17 protein-coding genes are annotated in these 16,234 nt (G+C 72.1%); 5 read left to right on the top strand and 12 right to left on the bottom strand.

Annotated features, from left to right (window positions below; all coding sequences use genetic code 11):
• Positions 1 to 6: 6 nt before the first annotated feature.
• Positions 7 to 1,476 (bottom strand): amino acid permease, encoded by a 1,470-nt coding sequence (locus tag OG738_RS42095; RefSeq protein ID WP_329049496.1) that lies wholly within the window; start codon positions 1,474 to 1,476, stop codon positions 7 to 9.
• Positions 1,477 to 1,656: 180 nt separating this feature from the next.
• On the opposite strand from OG738_RS42095, the gene OG738_RS42090 reads away from it, so the two are divergent.
• Positions 1,657 to 2,322: a TetR/AcrR family transcriptional regulator gene (locus OG738_RS42090; protein ID WP_329049495.1), complete on the top strand. Its 666-nt coding sequence runs from the start codon at positions 1,657 to 1,659 to the stop codon at positions 2,320 to 2,322.
• Between the two features lie 10 nt (positions 2,323 to 2,332).
• Here OG738_RS42090 and OG738_RS42085 read toward each other — a convergent pair whose 3' ends face one another.
• The 4 genes from OG738_RS42085 to OG738_RS42070 form a co-directional block, all read right to left on the bottom strand.
• Positions 2,333 to 3,421, bottom strand: coding sequence for a toll/interleukin-1 receptor domain-containing protein (locus OG738_RS42085; protein ID WP_329049493.1), 1,089 nt, complete (start codon positions 3,419 to 3,421; stop codon positions 2,333 to 2,335).
• Between the two features lie 108 nt (positions 3,422 to 3,529).
• Entirely contained in the window at positions 3,530 to 4,753 is a 1,224-nt protein-coding gene (locus OG738_RS42080; protein WP_442875972.1) for an HRDC domain-containing protein, read from the bottom strand.
• Positions 4,754 to 4,851: 98 nt separating this feature from the next.
• Positions 4,852 to 5,568 carry a response regulator gene (locus OG738_RS42075; RefSeq protein WP_033261886.1) on the bottom strand — a complete coding sequence of 239 codons (717 nt, stop codon included), beginning with the start codon at positions 5,566 to 5,568 and terminating at the stop codon, positions 4,852 to 4,854.
• A gap of 762 nt (positions 5,569 to 6,330) precedes the next feature.
• Positions 6,331 to 6,894, bottom strand: coding sequence for a DUF3000 domain-containing protein (locus tag OG738_RS42070; RefSeq protein WP_329049486.1), 564 nt, complete (start codon positions 6,892 to 6,894; stop codon positions 6,331 to 6,333).
• Between the two features lie 88 nt (positions 6,895 to 6,982).
• On the opposite strand from OG738_RS42070, the gene hemE reads away from it, so the two are divergent.
• Genes hemE through OG738_RS42050 form a run of 4 tightly spaced genes read left to right on the top strand, consistent with a single transcriptional unit; the run spans position 6,983 to position 11,572 of the window.
• On the top strand, positions 6,983 to 8,053 hold the full coding sequence (gene hemE / locus OG738_RS42065) for a uroporphyrinogen decarboxylase (RefSeq protein ID WP_329049484.1): 1,071 nt from the start codon (positions 6,983 to 6,985) through the stop codon (positions 8,051 to 8,053).
• Positions 8,050 to 9,450 (top strand): protoporphyrinogen oxidase, encoded by a 1,401-nt coding sequence (gene hemG / locus OG738_RS42060; RefSeq protein WP_329049482.1) that lies wholly within the window; start codon positions 8,050 to 8,052, stop codon positions 9,448 to 9,450. The genes hemE and hemG overlap by 4 nt, the downstream gene beginning before the upstream one ends.
• Before the next feature lie 56 nt (positions 9,451 to 9,506).
• Positions 9,507 to 10,199, top strand: a complete 693-nt coding sequence (gene hemQ, locus OG738_RS42055; protein ID WP_329049480.1) for a hydrogen peroxide-dependent heme synthase — start codon at positions 9,507 to 9,509, stop codon at positions 10,197 to 10,199.
• A 14-nt stretch (positions 10,200 to 10,213) separates the two neighbouring features.
• Positions 10,214 to 11,572: a CoA transferase gene (locus OG738_RS42050; RefSeq protein ID WP_442875847.1), complete on the top strand. Its 1,359-nt coding sequence runs from the start codon at positions 10,214 to 10,216 to the stop codon at positions 11,570 to 11,572.
• Positions 11,573 to 11,709: 137 nt separating this feature from the next.
• Here OG738_RS42050 and OG738_RS42045 read toward each other — a convergent pair whose 3' ends face one another.
• The 7 genes from OG738_RS42045 to OG738_RS42015 form a co-directional block, all read right to left on the bottom strand.
• The gene (locus tag OG738_RS42045) at positions 11,710 to 12,048 is read right to left on the bottom strand and encodes a hypothetical protein (protein WP_329049479.1); all 339 of its coding nucleotides are present in this window, start codon (positions 12,046 to 12,048) and stop codon (positions 11,710 to 11,712) included.
• Positions 12,045 to 12,845 (bottom strand): DUF692 domain-containing protein, encoded by an 801-nt coding sequence (locus OG738_RS42040; RefSeq protein ID WP_329049477.1) that lies wholly within the window; start codon positions 12,843 to 12,845, stop codon positions 12,045 to 12,047. Before OG738_RS42040 ends, OG738_RS42045 begins: the two co-directional genes overlap by 4 nt.
• Positions 12,838 to 13,740: a TIGR04222 domain-containing membrane protein gene (locus OG738_RS42035; protein ID WP_329049476.1), complete on the bottom strand. Its 903-nt coding sequence runs from the start codon at positions 13,738 to 13,740 to the stop codon at positions 12,838 to 12,840. Before OG738_RS42035 ends, OG738_RS42040 begins: the two co-directional genes overlap by 8 nt.
• Before the next feature lie 66 nt (positions 13,741 to 13,806).
• On the bottom strand, positions 13,807 to 14,715 hold the full coding sequence (locus OG738_RS42030) for a TIGR04222 domain-containing membrane protein (protein WP_329049475.1): 909 nt from the start codon (positions 14,713 to 14,715) through the stop codon (positions 13,807 to 13,809).
• Positions 14,716 to 14,789: 74 nt separating this feature from the next.
• Positions 14,790 to 15,212, bottom strand: a complete 423-nt coding sequence (gene msrB / locus OG738_RS42025; protein ID WP_329049474.1) for a peptide-methionine (R)-S-oxide reductase MsrB — start codon at positions 15,210 to 15,212, stop codon at positions 14,790 to 14,792.
• Between the two features lie 19 nt (positions 15,213 to 15,231).
• Complete coding sequence (locus OG738_RS42020) at positions 15,232 to 15,537, bottom strand: hypothetical protein (protein WP_285994244.1); 306 nt, start codon at positions 15,535 to 15,537, stop codon at positions 15,232 to 15,234.
• 208 nt (positions 15,538 to 15,745) lie between these two features.
• The gene (locus OG738_RS42015) at positions 15,746 to 16,153 is read right to left on the bottom strand and encodes a hypothetical protein (RefSeq protein ID WP_329049470.1); all 408 of its coding nucleotides are present in this window, start codon (positions 16,151 to 16,153) and stop codon (positions 15,746 to 15,748) included.
• Positions 16,154 to 16,234 lie beyond the last annotated feature (81 nt).

Genomic DNA, 16,234 nt, shown 5'->3' with positions numbered 1-16,234 from the left:
CCTCTCTCAGATCGCGGGTTCGAGGGCGGGAGCGGGGCGCAGCCGCAGCCAGCAGAGCCAGCCGAGCACCAGCGCGCCGCCGACGAACTCTATCGGGAAGAGGAGCATCCAGGGGGCGCCCGAACCGGTCACGTCGTAGATCTCCGGACGCGGCCAGCCGATGTTCACGATCATGGCGACGCCGTACGCGACGGCTGCCCCGTTCACCGGGACGCCCCAGCGGCCGAGGGAGAACAGCCCGGGCTCGGCGGGGAAGCGCCCGCGCAGCCGGTTCACCAGCAGCGGCCCGGTGACCAGCAGGTACGCCAGGTAGACGACCACCACCGACGTCCCGGTGATCGTGCTGAACAGCGTCGGGTTGCCGACGTTGAGCAGCAGCAGCCCGATCGCGAGCCCGCCCGAGAGCAGCGCGGGCGCGACCGGCGTTCCGGTGCGCGGACTCACCGACGAAAGTCGGGTGGCCGCGGGCAGCGCGCCGTCGCGGGCCATCGCGTAGATCAGCCGGACGGTGCCGGTCTGGATCGTGAGGGTGCAGACGACGACGGCGACCGCGACGTCGGCGAGGAAGACGCGGCCGAGGCTGTCGCCGAAGACGGCGGTGATCACGTACGGCAGGCCGTGGCCGGCGAGCTGCCCGTCGGTCAGGCTCGGCGCGGCCATCAGCGCGGTGATCACGACGGCCAGCCCGCCGATCCCGGACACGAGCACGGCCCGCAGCACCGCGCGGGGAGCCGTCCGCCGCGCGTTCTTCGTCTCCTCCGCGACCGACGCGGCGGTGTCGAAGCCGTAGAGGACGTACGCCGCCATGAGCGCCGAAGCGAGCACGCCGCCGATCCCCGCGCCGGTGCCGGGGGTGTCGTGCAGCACCACCTGCGGCCCGCGGACCGCGAACAGGCCGAGGCCGGTCACCAGCACCACGACGCCGAGCAGCTCGGCCGCGACCCCGACGTCGTTGATCCGCGCGATCAGCCGCACCCCGCCGGCGTTGACCGCGGTCGTGAAGACGAGCAGCAGGGTGCCGAGCAGGACGGCGTTGGCCGCGCCCGAAGGCGACGTCACCGCGGGGTCGCCGCCGACGAGCTGGAAGCCGTCCCACACCGACGGCAGCACGACCTGCAGCGCGATCGCCGCGGCCGCGAGCGCGACGACGCAGCCGAGCAGCATCATCCAGCCGGCGAACCAGCCGAGGAAGCCCCGGGTGAGCTGTTTCGCCCACTGGTACACGGATCCGGCCAGCGGGTAGCGCGCGGCGAGCTCCGCGAACACGAGCGCGACGAGCAGCTGGCCGGCGAGCACCACGGGCCACGTCCAGAAGAAGAGCGGGCCGCCGAAGGTGTAGCCGAAGCCGAAGAGCTGGAAGACGGTCGTGAGGATCGAGACGAACGAGAAGCCGGCGGCGAAGGCGGAAAACCCGCCCAGCGAACGGCGAAGCTCTTGACGGTAACCGAAGGCGGTGAGTTCGTCGGGTGGGGTCATGCGCGCTCCTGACCTGGTTTCGATCGCTTGACAGAAATTAGGTCTCGAGCGCGACGAGACGATCTCCGGCGCGTTAGCAGCCCGTTAACGGCCGCGCCGACGGGCCGTCAACAGCGACATGTGGGGGAAACCGGACCTCGGTGCGGGTGTCCGTGGCGCGGACCTGGCAAGATCACCGCCGTGGTCAAAGGGGCGGGGGTCGGCAGGCCCAGGGCGAGCGGCGCGGCGGCGAACCGGCCGGACGCGCGTCAGGCCGTGCTCGACGCGGCCGGCGAGCTGTTCACCGGAGCCGGCTACGCGGCGACGACGACGCGGGCGATCGCCGAACGCGCGGGCCTGCGCCAGGCGTCGCTCTACTACCACTTCCCGGCCAAGGAGGACATCCTCGCGGCGCTGCTGGCCGAGACGGTCCGCCCGTCGCTGGACCTGGCCGCTCGCCTGGTGGCGGGCTCGTCCCCGGCGGCGGTCCGGTTGTGGGCGCTGGCGTACGCGGACATCGGCCTGCTCGGCGGCGCCCGCCACAACCTGGGCGCGCTGTACCTGCTGCCGGAGGTCGGCTCGGCGAACCTCGCTCGCTTCCGCGCCGAGCGCGCGGACCTGAAGGCGGCGTACGGGCGGCTGGTGGCGGCTGCCGGGGTCGCGCCGGAAGCGGTGGCGATCCGCACGGACCTGGTGTTCGGCCTGGTGGAGAGCATCGCGGTGATCCGCCGCGACGACCCCGGGCTGGACGTGGAGGCCCACGTCCGCGAGGGCGCGGACGGCGTCGTCCGCCTGGTCGGGCTGCCGGAGCCGACGGAGGAACTGCGCGCCGAGGCGCACACGCTGCTCGCCACGCTCACCGGCTAGCGCGTCGGCGTCAGAGGTCCCGAAGCTCGCGAAGGGTCCGGATGCCGAGCTGGATCGACTGGGCACCGACGCGCAGCGGCCGGATCGCCGCGCGCAAGGGGGCGTTGATCGCCTCGAGCGGGCGGATCTGGCCGAGGAATTCGGTGATCGTCGTCTCGACGCTCTCCAGCTCGCCGAGCATTTCGACGAAGTCCTGGTACTCCTTGCGCGCCTGGGCGATCATGTCCGGACTGCCCTGCGAGGTCATCAGCGCCAGGTAGGAACGCAGCACGCTGTCGGTTTCGGCGATCGTGGCCTCGAAATCGGTGCCCGCCTGCTGGATACTCACCGACAACGGCCTGATCGTGTCGGCGGTCCGCGCGATGCGTTCTTTGACGACTTCTTTCGGACGGCCTTCCAGATCGGCCGTCGCCTTCACCATTTCCCCGGCCAGGTCGTCCAGGGAAACGGTGAGGACGCCGATCTGCCGTTCGAGCAGCGTGCCGATTTCGGCGAGCCGCTCGACGTGGTCCCGGAGGCCGGGCCCGTCCTCGTCCGGTCCGGGCATCGGCTCGGCGGCCGCCGCCGCCAGCTTGCGCTCGGCCGACTGGATGGCCTTGATCAGCTTCCCCGCCACCACGGCCATGGTCCGCCGCCATTCCGCGGTCCCTGCCCCGGCCAGCACGGCTTCCTCGATGTCCAGGTACTGCAGCTGCCCGATGATGCGGATGTTCGCGTCGTCGCTGTCGTCGGTGATGAGGTCCCGCCCCAGGATGATCAGCGGCAGGATCAGCTGGGTGAGGCCGAGCTCGTTGGCCTTGGCGTAGAACGCGGTGAGCTCTTCCCGGCAGGCGCTGCTTTCGTAGAAGTAGTTCATCGAGATGGCCGGGATGAACACCATCGACGCGTCGATCCCGTCCTGGATCCTGGTGCGCCAGTCTTCACCCCAGCCGATGGTTTCGCGGTCCACGAAGATCTCGATCTTGCGGCCGTGCGCCGAGGCGCAGAACTGCTCGAGCGAGGATTTCAGCGGCGTGACGAAATTCAGGAAACTGTCGTCCTCGTGCGTGAAACTGAGAAAGCACCGGACGGCGGGCTGGTCGGACATGAAATCGGTCATCGAGCGCACCTTCGGCGGAAACCGGGATTTCCCGCGAGGGTAGATCAAGGCGTGCGCGAATCCGGGCTCCGTGCGGCGCTGACCGGGAACTGTCCTGGATCTGTCCGGTCAGGACGCGGACGTCTGGAGGGCCTTGCTCAGTGCCGTGGCCGTCAGCTCGATCTGCCACGGCCGTGCGCCGCCGGCGCGCAGGACGTCCGCCACCGACTCCTCGTCCGTCTCCGCCGGCGGCCGCCAGCAGGTGCGGCGGACCAGGTCCGGCAGCAGCAGGTTCTCCACCGGCAGCCGCCGGTCCTCCGCGATCGCCGCCAGCGCCGCGCGGGCCGCCGACAACCGGGCCGCCGCGTCCGGATCCTTGTCCGCCCAGCGGTTCACCGGGGGCGGCCCGTCCGTCGGCTGCGACGGCGACGGCAGCTCGGACGCCGGCAGCGCCTTGGCCGCCTGCAGGTGCCGCAGCCAGCTCGCCGTGTACTTGCGCTGGACGCGCCCGCTGAACACCGGGAGCGCCTGCAGGTCCTCGACCGTCTTCGGGTCGGCCGTCACCGCGTTGATGATCGCGCTGTCGGGCAGGATCCGGCTCGGCGCGCGGTCGCGCTTGCGGGCCAGCTCGTCGCGGGCCTGCCACAGCTCCCGGACCGCCGCCAGGCCGCGCGGGCTGCGGATCTTGTGCACGCCCGACGTCCGGCGCCACGGCTCGGCCCGCGGGGCGGGCGGCGGGGCCGTCCGGACGTTTTCGAACTCCTGCTGCGCCCACTCCAGCTTGCCCTGGGCGCCCAGCTCCGCTTCCAGCTTTTCGCGCAGCTGGACGAGCAGCTCGACGTCGAGGGCCGCGTAGTTGAGCCAGTCGACCGGCAGCGGCCGCTTCGACCAGTCCGCCGCGCTGTGCCCCTTTTCGAGGGTGTAGCCGAGCAGCAGCTCGACGAGCGTCCCCAGCGCGACGCGCTCGTAGCCCGCCAGCCGGCCGGCCAGCTCGGTGTCGAACAGCGCCGCCGGGTGCAGGCCCAGCTCGGCGAGGCAGGGGAGGTCCTGGGAGGCGGCGTGCAGCACCCACTCCAGGTCGTTGAGGACGTCACGCAGCGGCTGGAGGTCACCGTCCAGGGCGATCGGGTCGATCAGCACCGTGCCGGCACCCTCGCGCCGCAGCTGGACGAGGTAGGCCTTGGGCCAGTAGCGGTAGCCGGACGCGCGTTCGGTGTCGACGGCGACCGCGCCGGTGCCCGCGGCGAGTCGCGCGCAGGCCTCGGCCAGCGCAGACGGATCGGTGACCACCGGGGGCGTGCCCTCGGCGGGCTCGCGTAGCAGCACAGGACCGCCCGTGGACTCGATCTCCATCCCGGTGTCCTCGGCCTCTGCACTTCCCATAGCCGACGACCCTACGGGACGGGCGTACCGCGCCTGGTCCGCCCGCCCCGCAGGGCTGTTCGCCTGTGTCAGCGGATCACGCCGGCCCGCATGGCCAGCGCCACCATCTGAGCCCGGTCGCCCGTGCCGAGCTTGCGCCCGATCCGGGACAGGTGGGACTTGACGGTGAGAGCGGAGAGCGAAAGCTCCTCGCCGATCTCCTTGTTGGACTGCCCGTCGGCGACCAGCTGGAGCACCTCCACCTCACGAGCGGACAGCTCGCGCGGGGTGTTGTCGGTGCCCGCGACGCGGGTCCCGGTGGCCAGCACCGGAGCCACGCTCGGGTCGGCGTACACGCCGCCCTCGAGCACACGCCGCACGCCGTCGGTCACGACGACCGGCGACGCGGACTTCAGCAGGTACGCCTGGGCCCCGGCCTGGAAGGCCGAGCGGACCGCGTACGGGTCGTCCGAGGATGCGAGTACGACCACGCGCGGCCAGCCGTGGCTACGGAGTTCCGTAACCAGCTCGATGCCGCTGCCGTCCGGCAGTCCGAGATCGAGGATCGCCAGGTCACAAGGCCCGGTGGCCTGTGCTCGCGCCCTCGCCTCGGCCACCGTGGCGGCTTCGTGGACGGTCCCCGCACCCATCTGTGCGAGTCTTGCTGCGATTGCCTCCCTCAACAGCGGGTGGTCATCGACCACCAACACGGAAAAGAGCTCTTCCCGCGGATGCGGAACCATGCTCGCCGGCAACGCGCCGGCTGGCGTGGATCGGACGGCCTGAGAAATGCCGACGGTAGCCACGTCACTACCTCCCTGGAGTCGGTCGTGCCCCCCGACCGGCACCGGGACCTTCGGCCGTTCAGCCGCGCCAGCTTTAGACCGAAAGTGGTGTCGTCGAAGGCACTGTAGCCGCCCTGAGCCCTTCGCGGGGGGATCGAATGGGTATCTATCTCAAACGAACAGTCACTCAGTGGGTTCGTAGTAACACGATCGGGCTAGTACACGGCCGGTTGCTAACAGATAGCCCAGCGAACACGATGCAAAGAAGTTACCGGCGGCCAAATGGCCGTGCAGATGAGGTGTGCAGCTTCCGGTGCGCGTAGTCACGGGGGTCCGGATGGGGGCTTCCCGCGGGTGGAATGTGGCTCCGGCCGGGGCATGATCAACTTCGCGGACGGCTGGTCGAAGGCCGTCCCGATGTCCGGAACGGTGACTGTCCGTGGCCGTCGGGGGCGTTCTCGGGGTCGCCGGCCGTGAGTTGATCTTGTTGCGGTGCGTGACCGCGCCGTGTCACGAACGGGGGCACGGCCAGGACGTGAAACGGCCTCGGGAACGTCGGGAGTGGTCTGCCGGGGTCCGGCATCGTCCGGACCATTCCGGGCCGCCCTCGGTGCGCCGAAGGGCCGTCCGGGCGTTCCCGTTGGGTTGGACGGCGTTCAGCGGACGTGAAATTTGCTCACATCCGTACAAGGAGCCGGTGCGGGAGCCGCCGGGGGAGGATCACCGTTGCCGATTCGTTGCCGATGATCGCCCGGACGGCCGCCGGGCCCGGCAGCGAGGCCCTCAGGAGCTCTGGCGCTGCCCGAAGAGCGTCACGCCGACCGGCGGCAGCCCGACCACGCTCGCCATCACCTGGCAGAACGCCTGCCCGTGCGGCAGCAGCCCGGCGTCCGTCGGCGTCCAGGACGCCCGCAGCTCCAGATCGTCGGTCCGGGTCGGCCCCGAGATGTCGCCGAAGCGGGCCGACGACGTCTCCGTCACCGTGCCGCCCAGCGCCGTCCAGCTCGCGCCCGAGACTTCCAGCGCGTCCGTCAGCCACGACCAGCCGACCGCCGGCAGGAACGGGTCGGTCGCCAGCTCCCGGTCCAGCTCCGCGCGCACGTACATGACGAGCCGGAGCACGCCGTCCCAGCCGTCCTGGCCCTCCGGGTCGTGCAGCAGGACGAGGCGGCCCGAGGCCAGCACGTCCGCGGGCCCGGAGACCTCGCAGCTGACCGCGTACGACCACGGCGCGAGCCGCTGCGGCGGGCGCATCGGCTCGAGCAGCACCTCCCGGCGGGGCCGGACGGACTGCAGCGCCACAACTGCTTCGCGGAAGAGTTCGGGCACTGGTGTCATCGCGGTCACGCTTCGACTTTAGGGCGGCCACGCCCCGTTGCGGGCGCAGGCGCGCCGAGGGAACGGCGCCGGCGGGCTCGTGGCACGATTGACGGCGATGTCTCCGACCACGCCCCTGCCGCGGCAGGCCACCACGCCGGGCCGCCGTGAGCTGCCCGAAGCCCCGTTCCTGGCCGCCGCACGCGGCGAACGCCCGGCCCGCACCCCGGTCTGGTTCATGCGCCAGGCCGGCCGCTCGCTGCCCGAGTACCGCGCGCTGCGCGAAGGCGTGCCGATGCTCGACGCCTGCTTCGACCCCGAGATGCTCGCCGAAATCACGGTGCAGCCGGTGCGGCGGCACGGCGTCGACGCGGCCATCCTCTTCAGCGACATCGTCGTGCCGCTCAAGGCCGCCGGCGTCGCGATCGACATCGTTCCCGGCACCGGCCCGGTCGTCGACGCGCCGATCCGCGACCTCGCCGCCGTGCGGGCGCTGCCGGAGCTGGAGCCGGACCAGGTCGCGAACGTCGCCGCCGGCGTCGAGCTGCTCGTCGAGCGGCTCGGGGGGACGCCGCTGATCGGCTTCGCCGGCGCGCCGTTCACGCTGGCCAGCTACCTCATCGAAGGCGGGCCGAGCCGCAACCACGAGCACACCAAGGCGCTGATGCACTCGGCGCCGGACGTCTGGCACGAGCTGGCCGGCCGCCTGGCCGACATCGCGCTGACGTTCCTGCGCGCGCAGCTCGACGCCGGCGTCGACGCGGTCCAGCTGTTCGACTCGTGGGCGGGCGCGCTGTCCGAGCGGGACTACCGCGAGTTCGTGCTGCCGCATTCGGCGAAGGTCCTCGACGGCGTCGCCGCGTACGGCGTGCCGCGGATCCACTTCGGCGTCGGCACCGGCGAGCTGCTGCCGGCCATGCGCGACGCGGGCGCGGACGTCGTCGGCGTCGACTGGCGGATCCCCCTCGACGAGGCCGTCCGGCGGCTCGGCGGCAAGGCCGTCGTGCAGGGCAACCTCGACCCCGCGCTGCTGCACGCGTCCTGGCCGGTCCTCGAAGCCGAGGTCCGCCGGATCGTCGAAGAGGGCCGCGCGGCCGACGGCCACATCTTCAACCTGGGCCACGGCGTGCTGCCGGGCGTCGACCCCGAGGTGCTGACGCGCGTGGTCGGGCTGGTGCACGAGCTGTGAAGCGCGTCGCGGTCGTCGGGGGCGGCATTTCCGGACTGACCGCGGCGTACCGGTTGCGGCGCCTGCTCGGTGCGAGCGTCGAGATCGTCGTGTTCGAGAAGACGAAGACGCCCGGCGGGAAGCTGCGCACGACCGAGCTGGCCGGCGTCCCCTACGACGTCGGCGCGGAGGCGTTCCTCGTCCGCCGTCCCGAGATGCTGGGACTGGTCCGCGAGCTGGGCCTCGACGTCGTGCACCCGACGAAGGCCCGTGCGAAGATCCACGCCGGCGGCAGCGTCACCGGCCTGCCGCCGGGCACCGTGATGGGCGTCCCGGCGTCGGCGGAGTCGGTGGCCGGGGTGCTGTCGGAGGCGGGACGGCGGGCCGTGGCGGCCGAGCCGTCGCTGCCCGAGCTGCGGCTGCCGAGCGGGGACCTGCCGCTCGGGCCGCTGCTGCGCGAGCGGTTCGGCGACGAGCTGGTCGACCGGCTCGTCGACCCGCTGCTCGGCGGCGTCTACGCGGGCGGGGCCGACGGACTCGGCCTGCGCGCGACCATGCCCGGCCTGGCCGCGGCCGTGGCGGCGGGCGCCGGGTCGCTGACGGCGGCGGCGAAGGCGCAGCTGCCCGCATCGCCCGGTTCGGCGCCAGTGTTCGGCACGGTCCCGGGCGGCCTGGGCACGGTGATCGACCGGCTCACCGAGCTGTCCGGCGCGGAGCTGCGGACCGGGCTGCCGGTCTGCGACGTCGAACGGCACGGCACGGGCTGGCGGCTGCGGATCGGCGCGAACCCCACCGCGCACGCGCCCGCGGACAACACGATCGAGGTCGACGCGGTGGTGCTCGCGGTGCCGGCGCCCTCGGCCCGGCGCCTGCTGGCGGAGCTGGTGCCCGCGGCGTCGGCGGCGTTCGGCGAGGTCGAGCTGGCGTCGATGGCCGTGGTGGCGCTGGCCCTGCCGCCCGGCACCCGGCTGCCCGACGCGTCGGGCATCCTCATCGGCGCCGGCGAAGCCGATTCCTCGGGCAAGCCGTACGCGGCGAAGGCGTTCACGTTCTCTTCGCGCAAGTGGGCGCACTTCGGCGCCGGCCCGGTGCTGGTCCGCGGCTCGGTCGGGCGCTTCGGCGAGCTGGGCGCGCTGCAGGCCGACGACGTCGAGCTGGTCCGCGTCGTCCGCGACGACCTCGCGCGGCTGACCGGCGTGACGGCGTCGCCGGTCGAGACGCTGGTGACGCGCTGGGGCGGCGGGCTGCCGCAGTACGGCACGGGGCACCTGGAGCGCGTGGAGCGGATCGAGAAGGCGATCGCCGAGGTGCCGGGGCTGGCCGTGGCGGGCGCGACGCTGCACGGCGTCGGGCTGCCGGCGTGCGTCGCGACGGCCGAGGCGGCCGCGCAGCGGATCGCCGCTCACCTCGCTTCGTGAGTGCTCTCACCTGACCCGTGGCGGCGCTCGCGTCGCCGCGGTGACAGGATGGAAGCATGGCGCGGGTCAACTACAACGAGCTCAACGACACCATCCGCTACACGACCTGGTCGGTCTTCCGGATCGAGCCCGGCCGGCTGGGCGAAGACCGCGGGGCCGCCGGTCGCGAGACGGCCGAGTACCTCGACGGTCTCGAGGCCAAGGGCGTCGTCGTCCGGGGTGTCTACGACCTGTCCGGCCTGCGTGCCGACGCCGACTTCATGATCTGGTGGCACGCCGAGGAGATCGAGCAGGTCCAGGCGGCCTACTCCGGCTTCCGCCGGACCCCGCTCGGGCGCGCGTCGACCCCGGTCTGGAGCCAGACCGCGCTGCACCGGCCCGCCGAGTTCAACAAGAGCCACATCCCGGCCTTCCTCGCCGGCGAAGAGGCGCGCAAGTTCATCTGCGTCTACCCGTTCGTGCGCTCCTACGAGTGGTACCTGCTGCCGGACGCCGACCGCCGCAAGATGCTCGCCGACCACGGCAAGGAAGCCCGCGACTACCCGGACGTGCGCGCCAACACCGTCGCGTCCTTCGCGCTGGGCGACTACGAGTGGATCCTCGCGTTCGAGGCGGACGAGCTGCACCGGATCGTCGACCTGATGCGGCACCTGCGCGGCACCGAGGCGCGGCTGCACGTGCGCGAGGAGATCCCGTTCTACACCGGTACCCGCGTGCCGGCCGCCGAGCTCGTCGCGGCTCTGCCGTAGTGCCCGAGACCACTGTGCCCGAGAACGCTGTGCCGGAGATCCTGGACGGCGTCTGGCGCACCCTCACCGGGGAAGCGCCGGGACCGGTCGAGCTGACCGGCACCGAAGACGTGCTGCCCGGCCCGTACCGGGTGGCGGCCGCCGCGCGGGCGACGATCGCCGCCGCGACGCTGGCCGCGGCGGAGATGCTGAAGCTGCGCGGGATCGAGCCCGGCGTCGTCACGGCGGACACCCGCCACGCGGCGGCGGCGTTCGCGAGCGAAGGGCTCTCGCGCGTCGAGGGTGCCGAGCCCGAATCGGTCTGGGCACCGTTGTCGGGCAACTACCGCACGGCCGACGGCTGGGTGCGCCTGCACTGCAACTACCCGAAGCACGAAGCGGCGGTGTGCTGGGGACTCGGCGTCCCCGGCAGCCGCGACGCGGTGACCAAGGCCGTCGCCGGCCGCGGCGCGCGCGAGGTCGAGCACGCCGTCGTCAGCGCCGGGGGAGCGGCGGCCCAGCTGCGTTCGCCGGAGGAGTGGGCCGCGCACCCGCAGGGTTCGGCCGTGGCTTCGCTGCCCTTGGTGGACCTGGCGCCGATCGGCGAAGCGCCGAAGCGGACGTTGTTCTACTCGGACCGTCCGCTGGGTGGCGTCCGGATCCTGGAGCTGACGCACGTCCTCGCCGGCCCGGTGGCCGGCCGGGTGCTGGCCGCGCACGGCGCCGACGTCCTGCACGTGGGGGCGGCGCACCTGCCGCGCGTCGAGACGCTGGTGCGCGACACCGGCCAGGGCAAGCGGTCGACGTTCGTCGCGCTGGACACCGAGGGCGGCCGCGCGCGGCTGAAGAAGCTGATCAGCCGGGCGGACGTGCTGGTGCAGTCGTTCCGGCCGGGCGCGCTGGAGCGGATCGGTTTCGGGCCTTCGGAGCTGGCGACCCTGCGGCCGGGCTTGGTGATCGCGGACTTGAGCGCGTACGGCTGGGAAGGCCCGTGGGCGCGCCGGCGCGGGTTCGACAGCCTGGTGCAGATGTCGAACGGCATCGCGTTCGGTCCCGACGGCGACCCGTCGCCGCTCCCGGTCCAGGCCCTGGACCACGGAACGGGCTGGCTGGCAGCGGCGGCGATCATGACGGCCCTACGCCGCCAGACCACCGACGGCGGCACATGGCGGGCCCGGCTGTCCCTGGCGGGCACGGGCCACTGGCTGGATTCCCTGGGCCGCAAGGATTCCGCGCGTTCGGACGTCGATTTCGGCGACCTGCTGGAGGACGTGGACAGCGGCTACGGCCGGTTGACACGCGTCCGGGTGGCGGGCGGGTTGCCGGGAGCGGAGCCGCACTGGGACTTCGGGACCCGGCTGCCGGGAGTCGACAAACCGACCTGGACGCCTTAACGGCGCCGAAGCCGGGAAACGGCCCGCTCGGCACGGCCCGCCCTTCCCGGGGGCTGCCCCCGCAACCAGTTTACCGGCGGTGCCCGACAATCTGGCTCCGCAGAACCCGGTTGTCCACATCACGGCGGGCGTGTGGACTAGCGGCGCCGAAGCCGGGAAACCAGTCCCCGCTTGGGCTTCGGCAGGTGCCCACCCTCGATCAGCCACGTCACGAACGCGTCCGCGTAAGCCCCCGACCGCTCGGTGTCCCGCTTCGGCCGCACCGTGGTGAACTCCGCGAACAGCGGCCCGAACCGCTCTCCGAGTGCTTCCGCCAGTTCCGGCCGCTGATACGCCAGGACCCGCCCGTGCTTTCGGCGCAGGACCTGGGCCTCCACGCGAAGCCGCGAAGCGTCGAAGCCCGATGGTGGCGGGCCGTCCGCCAGCAGGGCTTGGAGCAGTTCCGCCTGCCGACCGGCCAGGTCGGCGCGGCTCACACCGTCACCGCCGCTCGCAACGCCGCCAGCTCCGCGGCGAGTTCGTCGTCGGTCGGGTAGTCGTCGTCGCGCTCCAGGAGCACGCCCGGCGGGTCCGTGCGGCGGCGCAGTTCCGTCAGCAACGCCAGGACCTCCGGCAGCACCGGGTGCGCGTGCGTGTCGTGGTAGACGCCGTCGCGCTCGGTGCCGCCCGCCATGTGCACGTACGCCAGGCGCTCCCACGGGATGCCGTCGAGGAACGCCTCCGGGTCGGTGCCGATGTTGCGGGCGTTGGCGTACAGGTTCGCGACGTCGATGATCAGCCGGCAGTCCGTCCGCTCGGTCAGCTCGGTGAGGAACTGCTCCTCGGTCAGCTCCGAGGACGGCCAGTCCAGCACCGCCGCGATGTTCTCCAGCGCGAGCGGAACGTCCACAATGGACTGCGCGAGCCGGACGTTGGCCACCAGCACGTCGAGGGCTTCGCGGGTGCGGGGGAGCGGCATCAGGTGGCCCGAGTCGAGCCCGCCCGCGCGCACGAAGCACACGTGGTCGCTGACCAGGGGCGCGTCCAGGGCCCGCGCGACCTCCGCGAGGTGCTGGACGCGCCCGGTGTCGAGCGGCTCCGCGCCCCCCAGCGACAGGGACACGGCGTGGGGCAGCACCGGGAGTCCCCGCTTCCGCAGCGCGACGAGCGTCTCGGGGAGGTGGTCGGCGTGCAGGTTCTCCGCGACCACCTCCACCCAGTCGACGCCGGGCAGGCGGGCGATGGACAGGTCCAGCTCGTGCCGCCAGCCGATCCCGATGCCGAGCTCACCCACCGCAGCCACCTCCGCCGCAGCCACCGCCGCCACCGCACGAAGACCCGCTGCTGCACGACGAACTCGAGCACGACGACCCGCCCGACGAGCCACCGCCGCCGAAGGACGTCATCGGCGGGGTCAGCGCCGCGCTGATCTCCTCGTCCGGGTACATCGACCAGCCACCCAGGGCGACCGCGGCCGCCGCGCCGCCGAGCAGGACACCGCCCGCCAGCATCCCGGCCGGCACCGGGCCGCTCGACGCGGACCGCGCCTGGCCGAGCAAGCGCTGCCCGGCCGCGGACGGCTGCCGGGCCCCGGTCTTCGACCGCCGGACCGCGGCCACGAACGTCAGCACGGCCGCGATCAGCACCAGGAACACCAGGATGCCGACCGGGCGCCCCAGCGAGATGCCGTTGACCAGCCGCGCCACGCCGAGGACCAGCACGGCCAGCTGCAGGACGAGCCCGAACGTCCGGGCCTGCCGCTTCGCGGCCGCCGGCACGAGCAGGCCCCGCTGCTCGAGGCCCTCCTCCAGGGCACGCATCGCGGCCGAGCCGCGGACCTGCGCCCGGATCGTCGCGGTCGTCTTCAGCTGCGCGACGTCGGCGACCGCCCGCTCCAGCGGCTCGATCGGTCGCGTCCCGGCCTGGCTGACCTGCTTGTAGCTGTTGACGCGCAGCTGGCCGCGCTCCACCAGCGCCGCGATCGCCGCATCGACGGCCCGGTCGGGGCCGCCCGCGAGGAACGCGAGCTGGTAGACGGTCGGCGGCGGCCCGGGCTGCACGGGGTCCGCCCGCAGCGCGCGGCTCGCGACGACCGCGGACACGATGAGCCTGACCAGCAGCGCCGCGCCGAGCAGCGCGATGTAGAGGACCACGAAATCCGGTCCGGAGATGCCCCACGGGTCGTCCATCGCCCGTCTCCCCTCAGTGAGTTGCGGTTACCGTAGCTGTGAGACGTACGCGCTCGCGGCGGCGTTTCAACCGCCGCAGCCCCCGCCGCCCCCTCCTCCGCAGCCGCCGCCCCCGCCGCCGCAGGAGCTGCCGCCGCCACCGCACGAGCTACCGCCGGAGTAGCCGACGAACCCGCCGCCACCGGCCGCGGCCCAGCGGCTGGTGCGAGGACGGTAGGCGCGGGTGGCCGACACGACGGTCGAACGGCTGACGGCGAGCCGGACGTCCTTGTCGGGGTGGCTGCCGAACCCGCCGGCCGCGACCGCGCCCGCCGGACCGGAGGCCAGCGAGCCGATGCGCCCGGCCTCGTGGGCCGCGGCGCGACCGGCGGCGGTGGCCTTGACCTCGGGCGCGTTCGCGGCGCGGACCGTGCTGAAGACGGCCGCGACGGCGTTGAGCACCAGCAGGCCCAGCAGGAAGCCGACGGGGTGGCCGGTGGAGCTGCCGGCGATCAGCCGGACCACGCCGAGCACAGCCAGCACCCAGTACGCCGCGGCAGTGAACACCCAGTTCAGGCGCACCTTCCGAGCGTCGACGAGCAGGCCGCGGGCGATCAGCCCGTGCTCCAGGTCGACCAGTGCCGGGTGGTGGCACACCTCGCGGCGCACCGAGTCGACGGCGGCGCCGGTCTTCCCGATCCGGGCCAGCGCGGCGCGGCCCAGGTCGTCCGGCGCGCTGCCGCGGACACGGTGCACGCGCCCGGTGCCGTCCATCCGGATCACCTGGCGGTCCAGCAGCTGGGCGACGACGAATTCCCCGGCGCGCGTGCGCCCGCCGGTCAGCAGTGCCAGCTCTTCGGGCCGTTCGGGCGCGCCGCCCGCGCGGCCGCGCTGCAGCAGCTTCGCGCGTACCGCGGCGAAGGCCGCCGGTAGGAGCAGGAGGCCCAGGTAGAGGCCCGTGAACAGCGGTCCGGGAATGCCCCAGGTGTCGGTCATGACGCCGCCCTCCCTCGTCCGTGTGCGGAGACTACGTTCGAGGAAGGGCGGTGGGTTGCCGGCTTAAGAAGGATTTAGGACTGGGGTACCAGTTTCAGGGAAATCGAGTTGATGCAGTAGCGCTGGTCGGTCGGGGTGGCGTAGCCCTCGCCCTCGAAGACGTGCCCGAGGTGGCTGTGGCAGGAGCCGCAGAGCACCTCGATCCGCTTCATGCCCATGGTCCGGTCTTCGCGCAGCAGCACGGCGTCGGAGTCGGCCGGGTCGAAGAACGACGGCCAGCCGCAGTGGCTCTCGAACTTCGTGTCGCTGCGGAACAGCTCCGCACCGCACGCGCGGCACTCGTAGACGCCGGTCGTCTTCGTGTCGGTGTACTCACCGGTGAACGGCCGTTCGGTGCCGGCCTGGCGGAGCACGGCGTACTCCTCCGGGCTCAGCTCTTCCCGCCATTCCTGCTCGGACTTCACGACGCGGGGGGTGGCGCCGACAACGGGTTTCATACCTTTCACCCGGTCCACGTTACGCCGCGAGCCACGCCAGGGCGTGCACCACGATGTCCCATGCGGCGACGATCACGCCGAGCACGATGAGCACGACGATGAGCGCCGACACCCAGTAGCGGAGGCCGCCGAGGCGGTTGCTGGAGTCGGCGAAATCGGACACGCCGTCCAGCGCGGCTTCGATCGTGTAGTTGGGACCGGATCGCTCGATCCGGTCGAGGTGCTCGGCGAACGCGCGCGCCTCCGGGTCGTACGGGTCCAGGCCGACCAGGTCCTCGTGGAAGCGAGGATTCTGGCCCGGCAGCGAAGCTCCGTCGTCGGCCATGCTTCCACGGTAGGCCATCCGCGCCCGTCAGCCCACCAGCGGCGCGTTAAGTCTCAGAGACCGGTGTCGGGGTTCGCGTCGAGCTGCCGGGCTGTCACACCTTGGTGTCGGGACGACGAGCGCTCGGGCACGTTGATCGGCGATGCAGGCCGCACGTCCCTGTACGGGGCCTGCATCGCCGATCTCAGAGAAGCAAACACGAATCCAGTTAAACGCAGAGTCGAGGTGTTTTGAAGGTTTCCCCAGTGCTCTTGTTGACCAGAACGCCGTAATTGCATCCCGGGCCCACCCAAGTGGGCCACATTTGTGAATAAATGTTATGGGAAGACATCGCGACGTCGGGCGATCCGAACACGCTGCCTGACGGGTTCTGCCATGCCACGTGCCCGACAAAGGGGTTGCCGCCGTACTTTTCGTAGGTCACCTGGATCTGACCCTGTTGATTGACTGGCGAGATGTAGAGGCAGAGGTAGCCGTTCCCCAGGTCGACACAGGAGTTTTTGTCCTCGGGTGTGAACGCGGCAGAACTTGCTGAAGCGATGGAGGTAAAGGCGAGCATGAAGGTCGACAACAATCCGAAGAAAGCGAGAAATCTTGCGCGTGTTGACAATTTCACGAACCCCTCCTCGGGTGCATACCATCATGATTGGGGGGATGGTGATCATGATGGACAATGCTCCATTGGGGTTCGAATTCG

It is taken from the genome of Amycolatopsis sp. NBC_01488 (assembly GCF_036227105.1).
GTDB lineage: Bacteria > Actinomycetota > Actinomycetes > Mycobacteriales > Pseudonocardiaceae > Amycolatopsis.
The sequence above is the reverse complement of the archived record's forward strand: the minus strand, read 5'-3'. Positions and strand labels throughout refer to the sequence as shown.

What these genes read in the sequence shown, in the direction of transcription:
- OG738_RS42085 (WP_329049493.1), bottom strand. Translation starts at nt 3,421, where the DNA reads ATGACCGATTTCATGTCCGACCAGCCCGCCGTCCGGTGCTTTCTCAGT.
- hemQ (WP_329049480.1), top strand. Translation starts at nt 9,507, where the DNA reads ATGGCGCGGGTCAACTACAACGAGCTCAACGACACCATCCGCTACACG.
- OG738_RS42035 (WP_329049476.1), bottom strand. Translation starts at nt 13,740, where the DNA reads ATGGACGACCCGTGGGGCATCTCCGGACCGGATTTCGTGGTCCTCTAC.
- hemE (WP_329049484.1), top strand. Translation starts at nt 6,983, where the DNA reads ATGTCTCCGACCACGCCCCTGCCGCGGCAGGCCACCACGCCGGGCCGC.
- OG738_RS42080 (WP_442875972.1), bottom strand. Translation starts at nt 4,753, where the DNA reads ATGGAGATCGAGTCCACGGGCGGTCCTGTGCTGCTACGCGAGCCCGCC.
- OG738_RS42020 (WP_285994244.1), bottom strand. Translation starts at nt 15,537, where the DNA reads ATGGCCGACGACGGAGCTTCGCTGCCGGGCCAGAATCCTCGCTTCCAC.
- OG738_RS42095 (WP_329049496.1), bottom strand. Translation starts at nt 1,476, where the DNA reads ATGACCCCACCCGACGAACTCACCGCCTTCGGTTACCGTCAAGAGCTT.
- OG738_RS42030 (WP_329049475.1), bottom strand. Translation starts at nt 14,715, where the DNA reads ATGACCGACACCTGGGGCATTCCCGGACCGCTGTTCACGGGCCTCTAC.
- msrB (WP_329049474.1), bottom strand. Translation starts at nt 15,212, where the DNA reads ATGAAACCCGTTGTCGGCGCCACCCCCCGCGTCGTGAAGTCCGAGCAG.